Source organism: Sulfitobacter sp. TMED3, from assembly GCF_002167505.1.
In the GTDB taxonomy this organism is placed as follows: domain Bacteria; phylum Pseudomonadota; class Alphaproteobacteria; order Rhodobacterales; family Rhodobacteraceae; genus Sulfitobacter; species Sulfitobacter pontiacus.
The window spans coordinates 22,375-40,404 of sequence record NZ_NHBI01000025.1; the positions used below are offsets into that span (position 1 = coordinate 22,375).

Consider the following 18,030-nt stretch of genomic DNA (forward strand, 5'->3'; position numbering starts at 1 on the left):
ATGATGTTGACCTGATGCTCTGCGTCAACTTTTACCTAATGATTTCTCAATTCTAACGAATTGTAACAGGCGTGATTTCCCAAGGTTGCGCTTGGCGGCGCTGTGGGGATGGTGCAGTCTGCCGCGGGGGGAGGNNGCATGCAGATCGACGATCACCAGACAAAACTCATGACCGCTGCGGGGCTGAACCTGATCGCGCAAGCGCTGACGATCTATGACGCGGATTTGCGGCTGGTGCTGTGTAATGCACCGTTCCAGCAGATGTTCGACCTCCCCAAAGCGCTGGTCACCCCCGGTGCGAGCTTTCAGGAAACGATCACCCTGCTGGCACAGTTGGGTGAATACGGNGACGTGGACGACGTGGCGCATTTCGTGGCCGAAAGGGTGGAACAGGCTCGCGCGTTTGAACCCCATTATATGGAACGTACCCGCGCCAATGGCCGCACCATCTCGGTCGAAGGCTCCCCCCTGCCCCAAGGCGGCTGGGTCACCGTCTACACCGACATCACCCGCACCAANCAGCAAGAGGNACTGCTGCGCGCCCGGTCTGATGCGCTGTCGGGGCAGGTGCTGGCCCACGCCGAAGAACTGTCAGCCACCAACCGCGAACTTGCCGCGATGAACACCGCGCTGGAAGAGGCAAAACGCCAGCTCACCCTGTCCGAAGCCCGCACGCGGCTGACCACAGAAATGATGCCGGCCCATATCGCCCATGTGGATGCAAACGCCTGTTACACCTATTCAAATCGGCGGTTGGCCTCTGTCATGCCGGGGCGGCGCGCGGATCTGATCGGCCGCCATATCGCAGAGGTTCTGGGTGAGCAGGCCTACGATTCTATTGCCCCCTCGCTCACCCAAGCCTTTGCCGGAAAGCCGTCGGTGATCGAATTCACGGACGAGATGAGCGCCCGGCGCATCCGCGGCGCCTTCACCCCCGACACAAACGGCGGGGTCTATATCCTGTCGATGGATGTGACCGAGGAAACCCAGAACCGTGTCGCCCTGCAGCAGACCCGACGACGCGAGATCGCGGCGCAGGTGATCTCGGGGCTGGCGCATGATTTTTCCAACCTGCTGACGATCATCCTTGGCCTACAGTCCCGGCTGGGGCGGTTGGACGGCCAACCGGCAGAGGCCGCCCCCCTCATCGAAGGCACCCTTGCCGCGGCGCGCCGGGGCGGCACGTTGCTCAGCTCTATTGCCGATATGACGGGCGCGCGCACGCTGCGTCCGACTGCGACCCATATCCCGCGGCTGCTTGAAGATCTGACTCTGATCGCGCGCCCCACCCTGCCCAAGGGCATGACGCTAAGCATCGACAACCAGATGGGTGACACCCCCGTGCTGCTGGACAGCGGGCTGGTGCAGGACGGGCTGCTGAACCTGATCCTGAACGCCCGCGATGCCTGNGGNGCNGCGGGGGCGATCTCGCTTGAANTACGACAGGTCCATGACACATGGATCGAATGGGTCTTGCGCGATACCGGCCCCGGATTTTCGCCCTCGGCGCTGGAACACGGGTTTGATCCGTTTTTTACGACCAAAGGGGCCGAAGGNTCGGGGCTGGGGCTGCCGATGGTCTATGACATGGTGAAATCGGCNGGGGGCGATCTGCGCCTTGGCAATACGGCCCATGGCGCGCAGGTGACCATGCGGCTGCCCTACCGCCCCGCCGTGGCTGCCACCACCGGACTGGTCCTGCTGGTCGAAGACGCCGATGACCTGCGCGCGCTGGTGCGAGACATGTTGATGGGGCTGGGCCATTCCGTGATCGAAGCTGCCAGCGCGGATGAAGCCACCGCCCTGCTGGCCGATCTGCCCGACATCGCGCTGATCCTGTCCGACATCCAGCTTATGGGCGAGGCGACGGGGCTGGACCTTGCCAAACGCCTACCCGCCGATGCGCCGCCGCTGGTATTGATGACCTCGCTCCCGCCCGATGATGCCCAGTTTCTNGAGGCGCAAACCCTTGCCCCCGTNNTGCGCAAACCCTTCGAGATTGCGGATCTGACCGCGCTGATTGCCCCGAAAGAGAGTGCCGCCCAATGACCCGCCCCCTCGTCACCATTCTGGACGATGAACCCGAAATCCGCACGCTTCTCGCCGACGCTTTAGAGGAAGCGGGCTTTGACACGCTGTCGTTCAGCCGCGCCCGCGCGTTCGAGGCCGCCTTGGCGACCCACACCCCCGATGTCTGTCTGGTGGACCTGTCCCTGCCGGATTCAGACGGGCTGACGCTGGTGCATCGTCTGGCGCTGGAACAAGGGGCCATCGTGATCATCATCTCGGGCCGCGCACAGGTGCAGGACCGCGTCACGGGGCTGGAACTTGGCGCGGATGACTACATCATCAAGCCCTTTGATCCGGCAGAGGTCGTCGCCCGTATCCGCGCCCGTCTGCGCAGCGCCAAACCCACGCCGCAAGCCGGCACCGTCGCCGCGTTCAGCGGGTGGAAGGCNCATTTCGACCGCTACGCGCTTGAGGATGAAAGCGGCGTCGAAACCCCCTTCTCCCACGCGGAGGGGGAGGTGCTGCGCCTGTTTCTGGANGCGCCCAAACGTCTGCTCAGCCGCGCGCAGATGCAGTCGAGCCTTGGCGGCGTCGCCTCTGAAAGCTTTGACAGGGCNATGGACGTGCGGATTTCGCGGCTGCGGACCAAACTGCGCGAAGACCCCAAAAACCCGCAGTTGATCAAGACGATCTATGGCGCGGGCTACATCTTTCTNGGCGACGTCACATGGAGCTGACCCCCCGTCGCATCAGCGGTGGCAGCCCCCATCTGGGCGACGTGCTCCATCTGATGCGCGACTGCTTTGCCTATATGGAGGGGCGCATTGACCCGCCAAGCTCGCTTGGTCAAACCACTTTGCCATCGCTGCAAGCCACNGCGGATAGGGATGAAATCTGGGTGATCGGNGCGCCACCCGTGGCGTGTGTGGTGCTGAGCGTGAAACCCGCGGTTCTTTATCTGGGCAAGNTCTGCGTCGCCCCCAGCCANCAGCGACTGGGGCTGGCACNCCATCTGATCACCCACGCCGAGAGCCGCGCCCGTGCCCTGCACCTTGGCCAGCTGGANCTGCAAACGCGGGTGGAGCTGTTGGACAACCACGCCACCTTTCGCGCGNTCGGCTTTCACGAATATGCCCGCANAGCGCANGCGGGGTTTGACCGCCCCACCAGCATCACCCTNCGCAAAACCGTCGCCTGAGCGACGCGTTGCCACCTGCCGCCACAGATGGCAACGCTGTCTTTTCTGCCTCGGGCGCTGCCGTTTTTTATTGCGCGCCTGCCCCTTGGCCCGCTAGATTCTACCNATGATCGAATGCTTGCTGTACAGGACCAACCCCGCCCANAGACGGCTGTTCTATCGCGTCGAAATCGCGATGAACCTGTTCAGCGAAGTNTCTGTCCTGCGCGAATGGGGCGTCGCAGGTGGCCAGCCCAAAGCGGTGATCCAGTGTTTCGGCAACCTGCGCGAGGCGTCAAAAATGGCGGACCGCTATCGCACACGGGCCGAGCGTCGCGGCTATCTACGTCACTGACCCCAGCCGCGTCACNGCGCGGGCAAGCACCTGAACNCCGGCCANCAGATCGGCCTCGGNCGTGTCTTCCTCGAANGTATGGGACAGCCCCCCGATCGACGGCACAAACAGCATNGCCACCGGCATCTTGCGCGACACATTGGTCGCGTCATGCAGCGCNCCNGACGGCATCTTGCGCCAGTTGCCCGGCGCGACCTCTTCCGCGCCNGCTTCCAGCGCGGTGCGCAGGGTCGGGTCCATCGCGACAGGTTCCAGCCCCAGCATTGTGCCAAAGCTGACCGCCAGCCCCTGCTGCGCCGCGATCTCGGTGGCGGTGTCGCGGATGATCTGNTCCATCCGGCCCAGACGGTCCGCATCCGCGTCGCGCCACTGCATCGAAAACACCGCACGCCCCGGCACGATAGAGGATGCATTTGGGTGCAGCGTGACATGGCCGATGGTCCAGACAGTCTGCGGTGTGACGACATTGCGCAGCCGNTCGNTCAACGCGGCATTGAAGGCAGAGACCGCCTGAAACGCATCNCGNCGCAGNTGCATCGGTGTGGTGCCCGCNTGGTTCTGCTGCCCGTCAAAGGTGATCTTCATNTCGCGGATGCCGACGATATCGGTGACCACNCCAATCTGTTCGCCNCTNGTATCCAGCGTCGGCCCCTGTTCGATATGCAACTCGACAAAGCCGGTGAACAGATCGGGCGACACCTCGCCCGTGACNAGATGCGCCACGGCCTGACGCGCGTCGCCAAGGGTCACGCCCGCATGATCGGTCAGCGCATCGGCGGCGNCCTGATCCAGATGCCCGCCCCAAACGGCNCTGCCCGTGGTGACGCCAAANCGCCCCTCTTCATCCTGNAACGACACGACAGAGATCGCGGGGCCGCCCGCCTCGGCTGCGGCGCGGGCGACCTCGAGCGCGGCAATCACGCCAAGCGCGCCGTCNAGCCATCCGCCTTCGGGCTGGCTATCGGAATGTGACCCCATCAANAGCGACGGCCCNTCNGCCAAGCCGAAAAGATTGCCCATCTGGTCCATNTCNACCCGCAGTCCGGCATCGCGCATCTGATCGGCCAGCCAGTCCCGCGCGGTGACATCGGCGTCGCTATAGGCCGGGCGGATCACCCCTTTGCCCACCCCCGCTGCGCCAAACGAACGCAATTTGTGAAGGTCGGCGAGAAAGCGGTCGGGGTTGATCTGCATGGTTACTCCGCGAGTTGGGGGGCTGTTGCGGCCTCTACTTTCACGGCCGAGAATTTAAACTCGGGGATTTTGCCATAAGGGTCAACCGCTGGATTTGTCAGGATATTTGCCGCCGCTTCGACATAGGCAAAGGGCAGGAACACCATATCGGGCGACACGGCGCGGTCTTCGCGGGCCATCAGTTCGATCGACCCGCGCTTGGTCGTGAGCCGGATATAGCCCCCCGGCTCTACCCCCAACTTGCGTAAGGTAGACGGGTGGAGCGAACAGTTCGCCTCGGGCTCAAGCCCATCAAGCACATAGGACCGCCGCGTCATCGACCCCGTGTGCCAATGTTCAAGCTGCCGGCCCGTGGTCAGGATCATCGGATAGTCGTCATCCGGCGCGTCGTCAGGCGCGATGATGCTGGCGGGGGTAAACCGCGCGCGTCCGTCCTGTCGGGGGAAGCCATCGGCAAAGACAATCGCCTGCCCCGGATCGGTGGGGCTGGTGGATGGGTAGGTCACCGCCCCTTCGCTCTCCAACCGGTCCCAAGTGATGTTATTGAGCGACGACATATTCAGCTTCATCTCGGCGAAAACCTCGCTCGGGTCGGTATAGGTCCAGCCCAGCCCCAGACGTTTGGCCAGTTCCACCTCGATCCACCAATCCTCTTTCGCATCGCCGGGCGGTGACACCGCGGGGCGGCCCATCTGCACCTGTCGGTTGGTATTGGTCACCGTGCCGGATTTCTCGGCAAAGGCGCTGGCGGGCAGGATCACATCGGCAAAATTCGCGGTCTCGGTCAGGAAGATATCCTGCACCACCAGATGATCGAGCTTGGCCAGCGCATCGCGGGCGTGTTCCACATCGGGGTCCGACATCGCCGGATTTTCACCCAGCACATAGAGGCTGCGAATATCCCCGTCATGCACCGCGTCCATAATCTCGGTCACGGTGAGGCCCTTCTTGTCGCTGAAATCGCTGCTTTGCCACACCTCGGTAAAGGCAGAGCGGACGCCATCATCGGACACCGACTGGTAATCGGGCAGGAACATCGGGATCAGCCCCGCGTCAGACGCGCCCTGCACGTTGTTCTGCCCCCGCAACGGATGCAGCCCCGCGCCGGGCCGCCCGATCTGCCCCGTCATCAGCGCAAGCGAGATCAGGCAGCGCGAATTATCGGTGCCGTGGATGTGCTGCGAAATGCCCATGCCCCAGAAAATCATCGCCGCATTCGCCCCCGCAAAGGTCCGCGCCACATCGCGCAGCACCTCCGCGTCGATGCCGCAGATCTTGGACATCTTTTCAGGGGTGAAGGTTTTCAGGTGGGCTTTCTCGATCTCCCAGTTTTCGGTGTAGGCTTCGATATACTGCTGATCGTAAAGCTTTTCCTCGACGATCACATGCATGATCGCGTTCAGCATCGACACATCGGTGCCGGGGCGGAATTGCAGCATATGCGACGCGTGCCGCTTCAGCGCCTGACCGCGCGGGTCCATCACGATCAGCTTGCCGCCGCGCTTGGCGAACTGCTTGAAGAAGGTCGCCGCGACGGGGTGGTTTTCGGTCGGGTTCGCGCCGATCACAATCGCAACATCGGCGTTTTCGATCTGGTTGAAGGTCGCGGTGACGGCACCCGAACCGACATTCTCCATCAGCGCGGCCACCGACGAGGCATGGCACAGACGGGTGCAGTGATCGACGTTGTTGTGGCCAAATCCCTGCCGGATGATCTTTTGGAAAAGATAGGCTTCCTCGTTCGTGCATTTAGCCGACCCAAAGCCCGCAACACCAGTGCCGCCGATCTTTTTCATGCCCTGCGCAGCAAACTCCAGCGCTTCGTTCCAGGTGGCTTCGCGGAAGTGGGTTTGCCAATTTCCGGGATCGACATTCAACCCCTTGGCAGGGGCGTCGTCGCGGCGGATCAGCGGTTTGGTCAGACGATGGGGATGGTGGATATAGTCAAAACCAAAGCGCCCCTTGACGCAAAGCCGCCCTTCGTTCGCGGGACCGTTGATGCCCTCGACGTATTTGATCTTGCCGTCCTTGACCTTCAGCGACACCTGACAGCCCACACCGCAGAACGGGCAGATGCTGTCGACTTCGCTATCGAAATCGGCGCTGTCCCCAACCTGCGCGTCATCGACCACCGTGGCGGGCATCAGCGCCCCCGTGGGGCAGGCCTGCACACATTCACCGCACGCCACACAAGAGGACGCGCCCATCGGGTCGGCCATGTCGAACACCGGATAGCTGTCATGCCCGCGACCGGCCATCCCGATCACATCATTGACCTGCACCTCGCGGCAGGCGCGCACACACAGGTTGCACTGGATACAGGCATCAAGGTTCACACGCATCGCCACATGGCTGTCGTCGAGCAACGGGATGCGCCCCTCTTCCAGCTTGGGGAAGCGGCTTTCCGAGATACCTTCCATCGCGGCCATGTCCCACAGGTGGCTGGATTTATCGTGGGCAACTTCGGGGGCGGGCTGATCGGTGACCAGCAGTTCCATCACCATCTTGCGGGCATTTTCGGCGCGCGCGTTGTTGGTGGTGACGACCATACCGTCGCTCGGTTCGCGCAGGCAGGAGGCGGCCAGCACGCGTTCGCCTTCAATCTCGACCATACAGGCACGGCAGTTGCCATCGGGGCGATACCCCGGCTCGGGCGTGAAACACAGATGCGGGATTTTCAGACCGCGCCCATTGGCGATCTCCCAGATGGTCAGCCCGGTGTCGGCCTCAACCTCTTCGCCGTCGAGCGTGAATTTTACCTTATCCGCCATGGGGAACCCTCCTGTACCGCCCCGCAGTATAGGCAGGGCACGNATGCGACGGCAGTCATATTCCCGACACCCTGCCCCGTTTTTGCGCCACCGGCGTTTCCGATACGCGACNCGGGGGGCCGCTTGCAAAAAATCGACATGCGAGNGGCNGGCAGGCTTTCCACCCGCGCATGGCTTGCCTATCAATGGCGCAACAGAAAAAGGCGCGCTATGTCCCACATTACCCTCATCCGTCACGGTCAGGCAAATTCNCAGGCCAAGGACGAAATCAGCTATGACAAGCTAAGCCCGCTTGGCCACGAACAGGCCGCGTGGCTGGGCGACCACCTGCGCCAGTCCGAAANNCACCACACGCGGCTNTATACCGGCACGCTGCGCCGCCATATNGAGACGGCAGANGGGATGAACACCGGGCTTGAACCGATACGCGACGCGCGGCTGAACGAGCTTGAGTATTTCACCCTCGCCACCATGATGGAGCAGCAGCACGGCATCCCTTTCCCCACGGAACAGGGCGGGTTCACCAACCACCTGCCGCTGGTGTTCGAGACGTGGAAAAGCGACAGGCTCGAAAACCCGCCCGAGAGCTACGCCAATTTCGAAGGGCGCATCAAATCTGTGCTATCAGAGATNTCGGACGGGGACGGGCCGGCGCTGGTCGTGACCTCTGGGGGGCTNATCTCGATGGTGATGGCGCAGGCGATGGGGCTGGGCATTCCGGCCATGTCGCGCATCGCGCTGGCGATCATGCACACGTCGATGCACCGGCTGTTCCCCATTGGCGGCCACTGGTCGCCGGTGCTGTTCAACGCGGTGCCCCATCTGGATACCCCCGCACGCCGTGTCGCGCAGACCCATATCTGAAAGGCAAACGATGCTTACGCTATATTTTACGCCCGGAACCATCTCTGTCGCGGTGGCGATTGCCATCGAAGAAGCCGCCCTGCCCTATCAGCCGGTGCGCGTCGATTTCGCCACGGCAGAGCAGACGAAACCCGAATATCTGGCGATCAACCCCAAGGGACGCGTGCCTGCGCTNCGGCTNGAGGATGATACGATCCTGACCGANACCGGNGCGCTGCTGGACTATGTCGCTGCCATTGCGCCCAAAGCCGGGCTGGTCCCCACGGACCCGACCGCCGCCGCACAGATGCGCAGCGCGATGTACTACCTCGCCTCTACCATGCATGTCGCCCATGCCCACAAGATGCGCGGATCGCGTTGGGCCAAACAACAATCCAGCTTCGAGGATATGACGGCTCAGGTGCCCGAAACCATGGCCGCCTGTGCCGATTTTGTCGAAAGCGATATCCTGCGTGGGCCCTATGTGTTGGGCGAGGATTTCAGCCTTGCCGATCCCTATCTGTTCGTCGTGTGCAACTGGCTTGANGGCGACGGCGTGGATACGGCGGCCTACCCCAAGATCACGACATTCATGCANCAGATGACCGCCCGCGCCAGCGTGGCAGCGGTGAAAGACAAGGGGATGCTATGACCGCGCCACATCTATGGGTTCGCGCCGAACAGCGCGACAATGAAACCCGCGTCGGCATCACACCCGAAGGGGTTACCGCGTTGATGGCGCAGGGNTTTCGCGTCACCGTCGAAGCCTCGGACAGCCGCGTGATCGCGACCGATGCCTATGCGGCCACGGGCTGCACCATCGCGCCACAGAACAGCTGGCCCGACGCGCCTGCCGATGCGATCATCTTTGGCCTGAAGGAACTGCCAGAGGACGGCACACCGCTGGTGCACCGGCACATCATGTTCGGTCACGCCTACAAAGGCCAATCGGCGGGGCGTATCCTGCTACAACGTTTCAAGGCGGGCGGCGGCACCTTGCTNGACCTTGAGTATCTGACCGACGAGACNGGCCGACGCGTCGCCGCCTTTGGCTATTGGGCGGGGTTCGCGGGGGCGGCGGTGGCCGTCAAATGCTGGGCCGCCCAAACCCGTGGGCANGCTGTCGCCCCCATCACGCCCTATCCNAACGCCGATGCGCTGACCCGCGACCTCGCGGCAGAGATCGACGGGCTNGNCNCGCCCGACGCNNTGGTCATCGGCGCNCTTGGTCGGGTGGGCAGCGGTGCCGCCGATCTTTGCGGCCGTCTGGGGATCAAGGTCACCGGATGGGATATGAAGGAGACNGCCCACGGCGGCCCCTTCCCCGAGATTTTGCAGCATGTGCTGTTTTTCAACTGCATTCTGGCNGGACCGCANACACCGGTTTTCGTGCCCAAAAGCGCGCTGGACAGGGATCGCGCGCTGCGGGTGATCGGCGATATCGCCTGCGATCCCGACAGCGACTTCAACCCCGTGCCGGTNTATGACCGCGCGACCACATGGGAAGAGCCCGCNTTACGCGTGCATGACACCCCACCTNTGGATGTCACCGCGATNGACAACCTGCCNTCNATGCTGCCGCTGGAAAGCTCTGAAGACTACGCCGCGCAGCTGCTGCCGACGCTCTCGGCACTGGCGGAAGATGCCTCGCCNGTCTGGGCGCGGGCNCNTGCGCTGTTNNAAGAACACAGCGCCGCCGTGTNACGCGNTCAGATCGGGCGGNTCACNCGCCCGGTCAACTCACCCGAATAGACGGTAGTAGATGCCGTCGGGCAGGAACTGCGCCAGCCGGAAGAAAAGCGAGAACCCGAAGGGGAAGCTTTTCTTAAANCTGCTGCCGCTCATNTGCTCGACCACTTGCTGCGCGGCGGCCTCGGGCTCCATCAAAAAGGGCATCTTGAAGTCGTTCTTGTCGGTCAGCTGCGTGCGGATGAAACCAGGATTGATCACCTGAACTTTCACGCCGGTCTTGCGCAGGTCGGCGTGCATACATTCCGCCAAGGACAAGGTGCCCGCCTTGGACGCCGTATAGCCGATAGACTTTGGCAGCCCGCGATAGGCCGTNAGNCTAGAGGTGATCACGATGTGGCCCGCGTCGCGCTTGACCATATCNGGCACCACTTCGCCCATCACGCGCACCAGCCCGGTGAGGTTCACATCGATCATNGTGGTCGCATGCTCCGGCTCCCACTCCTTGGCNCCAAAGGGCCAATAGGCCCCCGCCAGATAGACGACGCCATCCACCGGCCCGACGGCNTTGACNGCCGCNCGGANGCTGTCGATATCCTGCACGTCGATGGTCTGGTAGCTTGCGGAAACGGGCAGTTCATCGACCAGCGCCGCCAGCTTGTCTTCAGACCGGGCAGAGACGATGACCTCGGCCCCCAGTCGGCCCAGCTTATGTGCCAGNGCTTCGCCCAGTCCGGCGCTCGCCCCGATCAGCCAATAGCGTTTTCCTGTCCATTCGGTCATGCTGCGTCCTTTCTGCGGATGGTGGCGACCAATTCGGCCACCTTCACCCCNAATTTTCGGAACTGACTGCGGTTGATGATCGTGCCATCGCCGGTCAGATACATCCAGTCCACGGTATTCAGCAGGTGCCCGCCNACGTCATCGGGCAGCCTGATGGTGTATTTCGACTGCACCGTCGCACCGACGTTGCGNCCCTTGGCCGTGCCNTTGACGTCCGGNGCGGTGGCGGTGAAATGCCCCGTCTCGCCCAATGTGATCGTCCATGTGCGGTCTTGGGTCGTGTTGTCGTCATAGACGAAATGTTCGTCGATACGTGCGGTGTCGCCGTCCCATGTCACGTTGAAATCTGCCACGAAACTGCTGGTGACCCGCCCCGCGGGGCCAAAGATCACGCCTTCGCAAACCATGGCCCCGTCCAGATGTTTCGTCATGTCAAATACGGTGTAGTCATCCGCATAATCCGACGGCTTTTGCGCAGGGAAATCGGTGATCCGCCGCCGCGCCAGCCAGATTGCGGCCACCACTGCGGCCCCCAGAGCAAACTGCAACATGTCCATCATTCTTCATCATCCTTTTGCATCGGCGTGGCGGCCAGAAAACCGATGGCCAACAGCTTGAGCCCGCAAGGCACGCCAGCATAGAGCCATATGAGCGTCGAGATTGCCACCGGTCCATTGCCCGTCGTACCGCTGTCAAAGCCGGACGCCTGCAGGGTGGGAAGTAGCGTTATCGCCGCGAAGGCAAGGGCGAATTTCGACACCAGCGACCACAGCCCGAACCCCTCGGCGGCCTGCGGGGCGACCACCGCCATCCGCGCGGAGAACATCGCGGGCAGCAGTGTCAGGTCGGCCCCCAGCACCGCGCCAGAGGCGATGCAGACCAGCACGAACCACGCCACATCCCCCGCCCCCAGCAGCAAAGTCCCTGCAAACACAAGGATCGCCAAGCCCATTGCGGATAGCAGGACAGGTTTGGGGCTGAAACGCTCTGCCAGCTTGCCCCATAGCGGGGCGGCCACAGCAGCCGAAAGAAAGAAGAGCAACAGCAGCGCCCCCGCCCACCCCGGGGCACGCAGCACGCTTTCGACGTAGAACAGAAATAACGTAGATGTGACCGCGACAGGGGCCGCATTGAACAGCGCGATCAGCAGCAACCGACGGGCAATCGGATCGCGCAGGACCACACCCATCCCCGTAGGGCCCGCGATATCCGCGCCGCGCCATTCGCCCCGCATGGCAAGGACGCTGCCCAGACCAAGTGCGGCAAAACCGATGGCAAACCCTGTAAACGGGGCCCCCATCACCAGCCCCAGCATCACAGGCAGGACCGAGGCCACGCAGACACCCAGCAACGCCCCCGTCTCGCGCCAGCGCGCCAGCACCAGATGCCCGCGTCCGGGCAACTGCGCGGCTTTAGAGACCCCTTGCGCGTAAAAGCAGATCGTCAGAAAGCTGAACGCCGAAAACACCCCCGTCAGTGTCAGCGCGAACCACAACAGCGGCGGCAGCAAGGGCGGTACTGCGAACAGGGCAAACATCGATACAGCCATCAGGGCGACACCGACGGCGACAGCCGCGCCGCGCCTGTGACGCAAGGCTTGCGATAGCCGCCCCAGCAACGGGTCCTGCACCACATCCAACAGGCGCAGCGCAAAAAGCACCGTGCCCAAAGCCCCGAGAGACACCCCGTATTCATCAACAAAGAACTTGGGCGCGTGAATATAAATCGGCAGCCCCGCCGCCGCCAGAAGCGACGCAAACAGCGCATAGGCAGGCAGTTGATGCGCCGAACGGGTCACGTGCCCGACACGTCTTTCACCGGCGGTTCAGGACGCGGGCGATAGCCGCCGCCTTTCCACCACAGCTTTAGCGCCTGCCAGTGGATCAAGGCCAACACCCGCCGCGCCCCGAAGGGACGCCGCAGCAGCGACCACAGGATTGCCCGGTTCGTGAGAGGGCCACGACGGCCCGTCAGGGTGGCGATCAAACCCCCTTCGGACTGGGTATAATCGATCCAGACACCAATACGGTCGGCGCGGATATCAAAGCGAAAACTGTATCCCCCTTCGACCGGCTGAAATGGCGATACGTGGAAAATCTTGGTCGCGTGCAGATGATCTGTGGCCGTGATCGGGCGCAGGTCATCGTGGTGGCATAGATAGCTGTGCCGGTCACCGAAGGTATTCGATACCTCTGATATCACGGCGATCAGCGCCTCGTCCGCGCGGTGGCACAGCCAAAAACTGACAGGGTTGAACACATGCCCCAGCACGCGCGGTTGCGCCATCAGCTCTATCCGCGCGACGCCCGTGACTTCGTGCTGTGCCAGAACATCGCGCACCCACGCGGCCCCGCGACCCGCGCCTTTGGCTCCGCCGTGGTCTTCGTCCCACAGCGATGTCACGGCCCCGCGGTTGCGCCCGAACAACGCTGGTGTTTGCAGCGATGCCTCTGCATCCAGAACCACGTAATCGACCGAATAGCGAAAGCTGTTTTCGACCGCCCCCTTGCGCCCATGATAGGTCACACCACGGATATGATCGACGCNGGCGCTCATTCTGCGGCCAGTGCNACCTTNGCCTTGGCCCGCAGCCCCTGCACCACNTCAACAGCGCTAGAGAGCCCGTCCTCGTGGAAGCCATGCTTCATCCANGCGCCGCAGAACCANGTATTCTGCGTGCCGTTGAAGGCGCGCACCTGCTCTTGTGCGGCCAGCGCGCCCAGATCATAGACCGGATGGCGCAGGGTGACCTGATCATAGATCAGCTCTTCGCGGATCGGGCGCTTGGTATTGAGCGTCACNAAATGCGGGTCGTCCATCGGGATCGGTTGCAGCGAGTTCATCCAGTAGGTCAGGTCGATCCGGTCGGACTTCTGCCCCTTATCCTCGGCATAGATCCACGAGGCCCAGGTCTTGCGCAGCTTGGGCATAACAGAGGCATCGGCATGTAGCACCACGTCGTTAGGCTGGTATTTCACCGCNCCCAAGGCCGCACGCTCTGCCGCGCTTGGGTCGGCCAGAAGGGCAAGCGTNTCATCCGAATGGCTNGCAAAGACGACCTCGTCAAACGCTTCCCATTCCGCGCCATGGGTTTTCACCTCTGCGCCCAAGGGCGTGCGGCGGACGGATTGCACNGGCGTGCCAAGGCGAATGTCGACGCCCTTGGCTGTCAGCGATGCNCCCAGACGGTTCACATATTCCTGNGACCCGCCCTNAACCGTATACCACTGGTGCTGGCCTGTGTGGCTCAGCAAGGCGTGGTTCTCGAAGAAGTCGATCATGGAATAGGCNGGGAAATCCATGATCTTGTCCACCGGCGTCGACCAGATCGCGCCCGACAGCGGCGTCAGGTAGTATTTGCGAAAATATTCACCCGCGCCNAGCTTGTCCAAGAACCCCGCGATGGTCAGCGTACGGTCTTGCGCCAGNTTGGTCGCCGTGCTGTTGAACCGCACGATATCGGTCAACATACGCAGGAATTTCGGATTCAGCGCATTGCGTCGCTGCGCGAAGATCGAATCCAGCGTCATCAGCCCGTATTCCAACCGCCCCCCATCGATGGAGGCCCCGAAGCTCATGTTGGATTTGACCACCGGCACNTCNAGCTCTTTGAACAGCGCGGCGAGGTTGGGATAATTGGCGTAGTTGAACACGATAAAGCCCGTATCTACAGGCTGGTCGCCGTTCTTGCCCGCCATCTTCGTGCGCGCGTGNCCNCCCAGACGGGGGCAGCTTTCGAACAAGGTCACCTGATGGTCGTCGCCCAGCATATGCGCCGCCCCCATGCCGGAAATACCCGCGCCGATGACGGCAATCTTTCGGTGGCCTGCCAAAGAGCGGTTCTGTGGCGGGTCGATGGCTTCAAATGGCATAAGGCGAGAATTTCCAGTCTGTCAGATTTGTATCGGCAGTTTCGGGGATACACGGGCTGGACGGTACAGGAGTTGCAGTTAATCAGACACTAACTACGACTTTTTGTGACACCCTTGTCGTGGCTCCTCGCTTAGATAGCCCGTCAGGGCCGTTTGTCAGGGCGCGAAAGNGGCACAACGCGANTATCCTGCTCTGACAGTTCTTCGAAATCGAAATTATCCAGTTTTGCCGCNCGTTTACCCGCGCGTTCAGCAGCCGTGCCCAAACCTTCAAGATCAGCGCGGGCCTGCCCGAAATGGGTGTTCAGCTTGCCAACACGTTCGACCACGATCTCGACATCGCGGTGCAGCATCTTGAGCGTTTTGCGGATAGCCCCTGCCTGTTCCCGCATCCGCGCATCCTTGAGGATCGCGCGCATCGTATTCAGCGTTGCCATGCAGGTGGTCGGNGATACGATCCAGACCCGCGCATCAAAGCCTTCGCGGACGAGTTCAGGGAAGTTCGCATGCAGCTCGGCATAGACGGCTTCCGAGGGCAGGAACATCAGCGCGCCATCCGCGGTCTCGCCCTCGATGATGTATTTCGTGGTGATCGCCTGAATATGCGACTTGACCGCAACCCGCATGGCGCGGGCGGCATCCTTGACCTCGTATTCCGTCTTGGCACGGCGCAGGGCTTCGTAGGCTTCAAGCGGGAATTTACTGTCGATCACGATCGGGCCGGGCGGGTTCGGCAGGTGGATCAGNCAATCCGCGCGCCTGCCGTTGGAAAGCGTCGCCTGCATCGTATAGCTGTCACTTGGCAGCGCCTTAGAGACGATATCGTGCAGCTGGATTTCACCGAATGCGCCACGGGTCTGTTTGTTGCTCAGGATATCCTGCAGCGACAACACGTCGCCCGACAGTTTGGTGATATTGTCCTGCGCCTTGTCAATCGCGGCCAGCCGTTCCTGTAGCTGGGTCAGGCTGGTCGTCGTCTGCTTGCTGGAACCGTGAAGTGTCGCGCTCATGCGTTCCTGCATCTCTGCCAAGGACCGGGCAGAGCGGGCCGCGTTCTCGGCCAGCCGGTCCTGCATTTGTTGCTGCACATGGGCCATGCGGGCCTCGATGCTTTGCACCATCTGGGCCTGTGCATTGGCTTGGGTATCCGACACGGTTTGCAAGCCNCCGCGCAGTTGTTCCTGCCCCATGCCAAGCTGTTGCACATGGCCGCCCAGTATCTGCATCTGTCGCGCCAGCGGGGCCGCGACCCGCGCCGACCGCCCCGCCGCACGCACCGCCATCACCAGCAGGATCAGCACGAGCAAGACCACGCCCCCGCCGCCAATCAGCAACAGCATGGCAGGGTCTGTCAGCGCGTAGGTTTCACCGCCAAGCTGGATCATGTGCGCCCGAACAGACGTTCGATATCGCTCAACTTCAGCTCGACATAGGTGGGGCGGCCGTGGTTGCACTGGCCGGAATGGGGCGTCGCCTCCATCTCGCGCAGCAGCGCGTTCATTTCCTCGCCCCGCATCCAGCGGCCCGAGCGGATGGAACCGTGACAGGCCACACGGCTGAGGATCGCCTCGATCCGGGCCTGTAACGTGTTGCTTTCGTTCTGATCCGCGAGCTCATCAAGGATATCCAGCACCATCGCCTTGGCGTCCACTGTGCCAAGGATCGCGGGCGTTTCGCGCACGGCAATGGCACTGCCGCCAAAGGGTTCGATCCCCAGTCCAAACCGCGCGAGGTCTTCCGCGACCTCAAGCAGCCGCGCGCAGTCCGACGCTGACAGATCCACGATCTCGGGGATCAGCAAGGCCTGCGCCGCGACACCGTTTTCGGCCATCTGGCGTTTCAGCTTTTCATAGACCAGTCGTTCATGCGCCGCGTGCTGGTCCACGATGACCATGCCCGTCGCCGTCTGTGCGATGATGTAATTCTCGTGCACCTGTCCCCGCGCGGTCCCAAGGGGGAAGTCCGGCGCGGGTTCGGCGGCGGGAGTGTGTGCATCGTGTGCGTCGTGGGTCTGAGTGTCGTGGGTCTGGACGTCAGCGCCGCCAGCCTCGTACTGGGGGGGCGTTTCAACACGGCCCCACATGCCGGCGGTTTCGGCAAAGCCGGGTTCGGGCGCTTGCGCCTGATAGGCAGCGCTGCGCGCACCAAGCGAGGGGCGGTCCATCTGATACACCCGCGCACCGGGCTGTTCGGGGCGCATCGCCCCCAAAGTCGCATTCGCCACGGTGGTCGAGGCACGGTGCCCCGCATCCGCCAGCGCATGGCGCAGCGCCGATACGATCAACCCGCGTGCCAGTCCGGGATCGCGAAAGCGCACTTCGGATTTGGCCGGGTGGACGTTCACATCCACAAGCTTGGGATCGCAATCGACGAACAATGCGGCGGCGGGATGGCGGTCACGGCTCAGCAGGTCGAAATAGGCCCCGCGCAACGCCCCCACCAGCAGCTTGTCACGGACGGGACGCCCGTTCACAAACAGGTATTGCGTCACGGCAGAGCCGCGCGAATAGGTCGGCAGGGCCGCGTAGCCCGTCAGGTGCAGCCCTTCGCGTTCGGCATCGATGGCCAGCGCGTTTTCAGCAAANTCGCGCCCNAGCACTTGCGCCAAACGCCCGTGCAGCGCGGCGAACATATCGCCCTGTTCGGCCTCGGCGCGAAACACCTCGCGGCCCGGTCCGTCGCCGGACACATCGCGCAGGGTGAAACGCACGAAGGGTTCCGCCATCGCCAGCCGCTTGATGATGTCAGAGATCGCCTGCGCCTCGGCGCGATCGGTGCGCAGGAACTTCAACCGTGCGGGCGTGGCAAAGAAGAGATCGCGCAGGGTGACGACGGTACCACCATTCAGCGCAGCAGGGCGCACAGGGCCGGTCACGCCGCCGTTGACTGAAATCTCGGCCCCGTCCTGTCCGGCAACACGGCTGCAAATGGTCAGCCGCCCGACAGCCCCGAGCGAGGGCAGCGCCTCGCCGCGAAAACCGAAGGTGTGGATGTTCAGCAGGTCCGTCCCGTCGATCTTCGAGGTCGCGTGCCGGGACAGCGCCAGCGTCAGATCGTCCGCGGCGATGCCGCAGCCGTCGTCGGTGACGCGGATCAGGGTCTTGCCACCATCGGCATATTCCACCGTGATTTGCCGCGCGCCTGCATCAATTGCGTTCTCGACCAGCTCCTTGACCGCAGAGGCAGGGCGTTCAACGACCTCTCCGGCGGCGATACGGTTAATTGCCGAGTCGTCGAGCTGCCGGATCACCGGGCGATTTTCGCTTATATTGGGGTTTGGATGCGCCATGCGGCTAGACCTAGCATAGAGGCGCGCGATTCTGAAAGCCGCGAATA

Annotated in this window: 16 protein-coding genes; 7 read left to right on the top strand and 9 right to left on the bottom strand. The window is 62.7% G+C overall.

What is annotated here, in order from left to right; genetic code table 11:
* Positions 1 to 138 precede the first annotated feature (138 nt).
* The 4 genes from CBB63_RS07300 (at position 139) to CBB63_RS07315 (ending at position 3,542) form a co-directional block, all read left to right on the top strand.
* Positions 139 to 2,049 carry a PAS-domain containing protein gene (locus tag CBB63_RS07300; RefSeq protein ID WP_286698674.1) on the top strand — a complete coding sequence of 637 codons (1,911 nt, stop codon included), beginning with the start codon at positions 139 to 141 and terminating at the stop codon, positions 2,047 to 2,049.
* The gene (locus CBB63_RS07305; protein ID WP_286698675.1) at positions 2,046 to 2,747 is read left to right on the top strand and encodes a response regulator transcription factor; all 702 of its coding nucleotides are present in this window, start codon (positions 2,046 to 2,048) and stop codon (positions 2,745 to 2,747) included. Before CBB63_RS07300 ends, CBB63_RS07305 begins: the two co-directional genes overlap by 4 nt.
* A gap of 74 nt (positions 2,748 to 2,821) precedes the next feature.
* Complete coding sequence (locus CBB63_RS07310) at positions 2,822 to 3,208, top strand: GNAT family N-acetyltransferase (RefSeq protein WP_502695881.1); 387 nt, start codon at positions 2,822 to 2,824, stop codon at positions 3,206 to 3,208.
* A gap of 106 nt (positions 3,209 to 3,314) precedes the next feature.
* Entirely contained in the window at positions 3,315 to 3,542 is a 228-nt protein-coding gene (locus tag CBB63_RS07315) for a WGR domain-containing protein (RefSeq protein WP_286698677.1), read from the top strand.
* Here CBB63_RS07315 and CBB63_RS07320 read toward each other — a convergent pair.
* Both CBB63_RS07320 and fdhF read right to left on the bottom strand, forming a co-directional pair.
* Positions 3,531 to 4,736 (bottom strand): hydantoinase/carbamoylase family amidase, encoded by a 1,206-nt coding sequence (locus CBB63_RS07320; protein ID WP_286698678.1) that lies wholly within the window; start codon positions 4,734 to 4,736, stop codon positions 3,531 to 3,533. The two genes, CBB63_RS07315 and CBB63_RS07320, sit on opposite strands and share 12 nt — an antisense overlap.
* 2 nt (positions 4,737 to 4,738) lie before the next feature.
* The gene (gene fdhF / locus CBB63_RS07325) at positions 4,739 to 7,507 is read right to left on the bottom strand and encodes a formate dehydrogenase subunit alpha (RefSeq protein ID WP_286698679.1); all 2,769 of its coding nucleotides are present in this window, start codon (positions 7,505 to 7,507) and stop codon (positions 4,739 to 4,741) included.
* A gap of 210 nt (positions 7,508 to 7,717) precedes the next feature.
* Between fdhF and CBB63_RS07330 the strand changes: the two genes are divergently transcribed.
* The 3 genes from CBB63_RS07330 (at position 7,718) to CBB63_RS07340 (ending at position 10,102) form a co-directional block, all read left to right on the top strand.
* Positions 7,718 to 8,371, top strand: coding sequence for a histidine phosphatase family protein (locus CBB63_RS07330; RefSeq protein ID WP_286698680.1), 654 nt, complete (start codon positions 7,718 to 7,720; stop codon positions 8,369 to 8,371).
* A 10-nt stretch (positions 8,372 to 8,381) separates the two neighbouring features.
* A complete protein-coding gene (locus CBB63_RS07335; RefSeq protein ID WP_286698681.1) occupies positions 8,382 to 9,002 on the top strand; it encodes a glutathione S-transferase family protein in 621 nt (206 codons plus the stop codon).
* Positions 8,999 to 10,102 (top strand): saccharopine dehydrogenase, encoded by a 1,104-nt coding sequence (locus CBB63_RS07340; RefSeq protein WP_286698682.1) that lies wholly within the window; start codon positions 8,999 to 9,001, stop codon positions 10,100 to 10,102. Before CBB63_RS07335 ends, CBB63_RS07340 begins: the two co-directional genes overlap by 4 nt.
* Here the strand turns inward: CBB63_RS07340 and CBB63_RS07345 are convergent.
* The 7 genes from CBB63_RS07345 to mutL form a co-directional block, all read right to left on the bottom strand.
* Positions 10,091 to 10,822: an SDR family NAD(P)-dependent oxidoreductase gene (locus tag CBB63_RS07345; protein WP_286698683.1), complete on the bottom strand. Its 732-nt coding sequence runs from the start codon at positions 10,820 to 10,822 to the stop codon at positions 10,091 to 10,093. The two genes, CBB63_RS07340 and CBB63_RS07345, sit on opposite strands and share 12 nt — an antisense overlap.
* A complete protein-coding gene (locus CBB63_RS07350) occupies positions 10,819 to 11,382 on the bottom strand; it encodes a DUF3833 family protein (RefSeq protein WP_286698684.1) in 564 nt (187 codons plus the stop codon). The genes CBB63_RS07345 and CBB63_RS07350 overlap by 4 nt, the downstream gene beginning before the upstream one ends.
* Positions 11,379 to 12,620 carry an MFS transporter gene (locus tag CBB63_RS07355; protein ID WP_286698685.1) on the bottom strand — a complete coding sequence of 414 codons (1,242 nt, stop codon included), beginning with the start codon at positions 12,618 to 12,620 and terminating at the stop codon, positions 11,379 to 11,381. The genes CBB63_RS07350 and CBB63_RS07355 overlap by 4 nt, the downstream gene beginning before the upstream one ends.
* On the bottom strand, positions 12,617 to 13,378 hold the full coding sequence (locus tag CBB63_RS07360; RefSeq protein ID WP_286698686.1) for a DUF1365 domain-containing protein: 762 nt from the start codon (positions 13,376 to 13,378) through the stop codon (positions 12,617 to 12,619). The genes CBB63_RS07355 and CBB63_RS07360 overlap by 4 nt, the downstream gene beginning before the upstream one ends.
* A complete protein-coding gene (locus tag CBB63_RS07365; protein WP_286698687.1) occupies positions 13,375 to 14,694 on the bottom strand; it encodes an NAD(P)/FAD-dependent oxidoreductase in 1,320 nt (439 codons plus the stop codon). The genes CBB63_RS07360 and CBB63_RS07365 overlap by 4 nt, the downstream gene beginning before the upstream one ends.
* A gap of 143 nt (positions 14,695 to 14,837) precedes the next feature.
* Positions 14,838 to 16,079 (bottom strand): DNA recombination protein RmuC, encoded by a 1,242-nt coding sequence (locus CBB63_RS07370; RefSeq protein WP_286698688.1) that lies wholly within the window; start codon positions 16,077 to 16,079, stop codon positions 14,838 to 14,840.
* A complete protein-coding gene (gene mutL / locus CBB63_RS07375; protein ID WP_286698689.1) occupies positions 16,076 to 17,983 on the bottom strand; it encodes a DNA mismatch repair endonuclease MutL in 1,908 nt (635 codons plus the stop codon). The genes CBB63_RS07370 and mutL overlap by 4 nt, the downstream gene beginning before the upstream one ends.
* Positions 17,984 to 18,030: the final 47 nt, after the last annotated feature.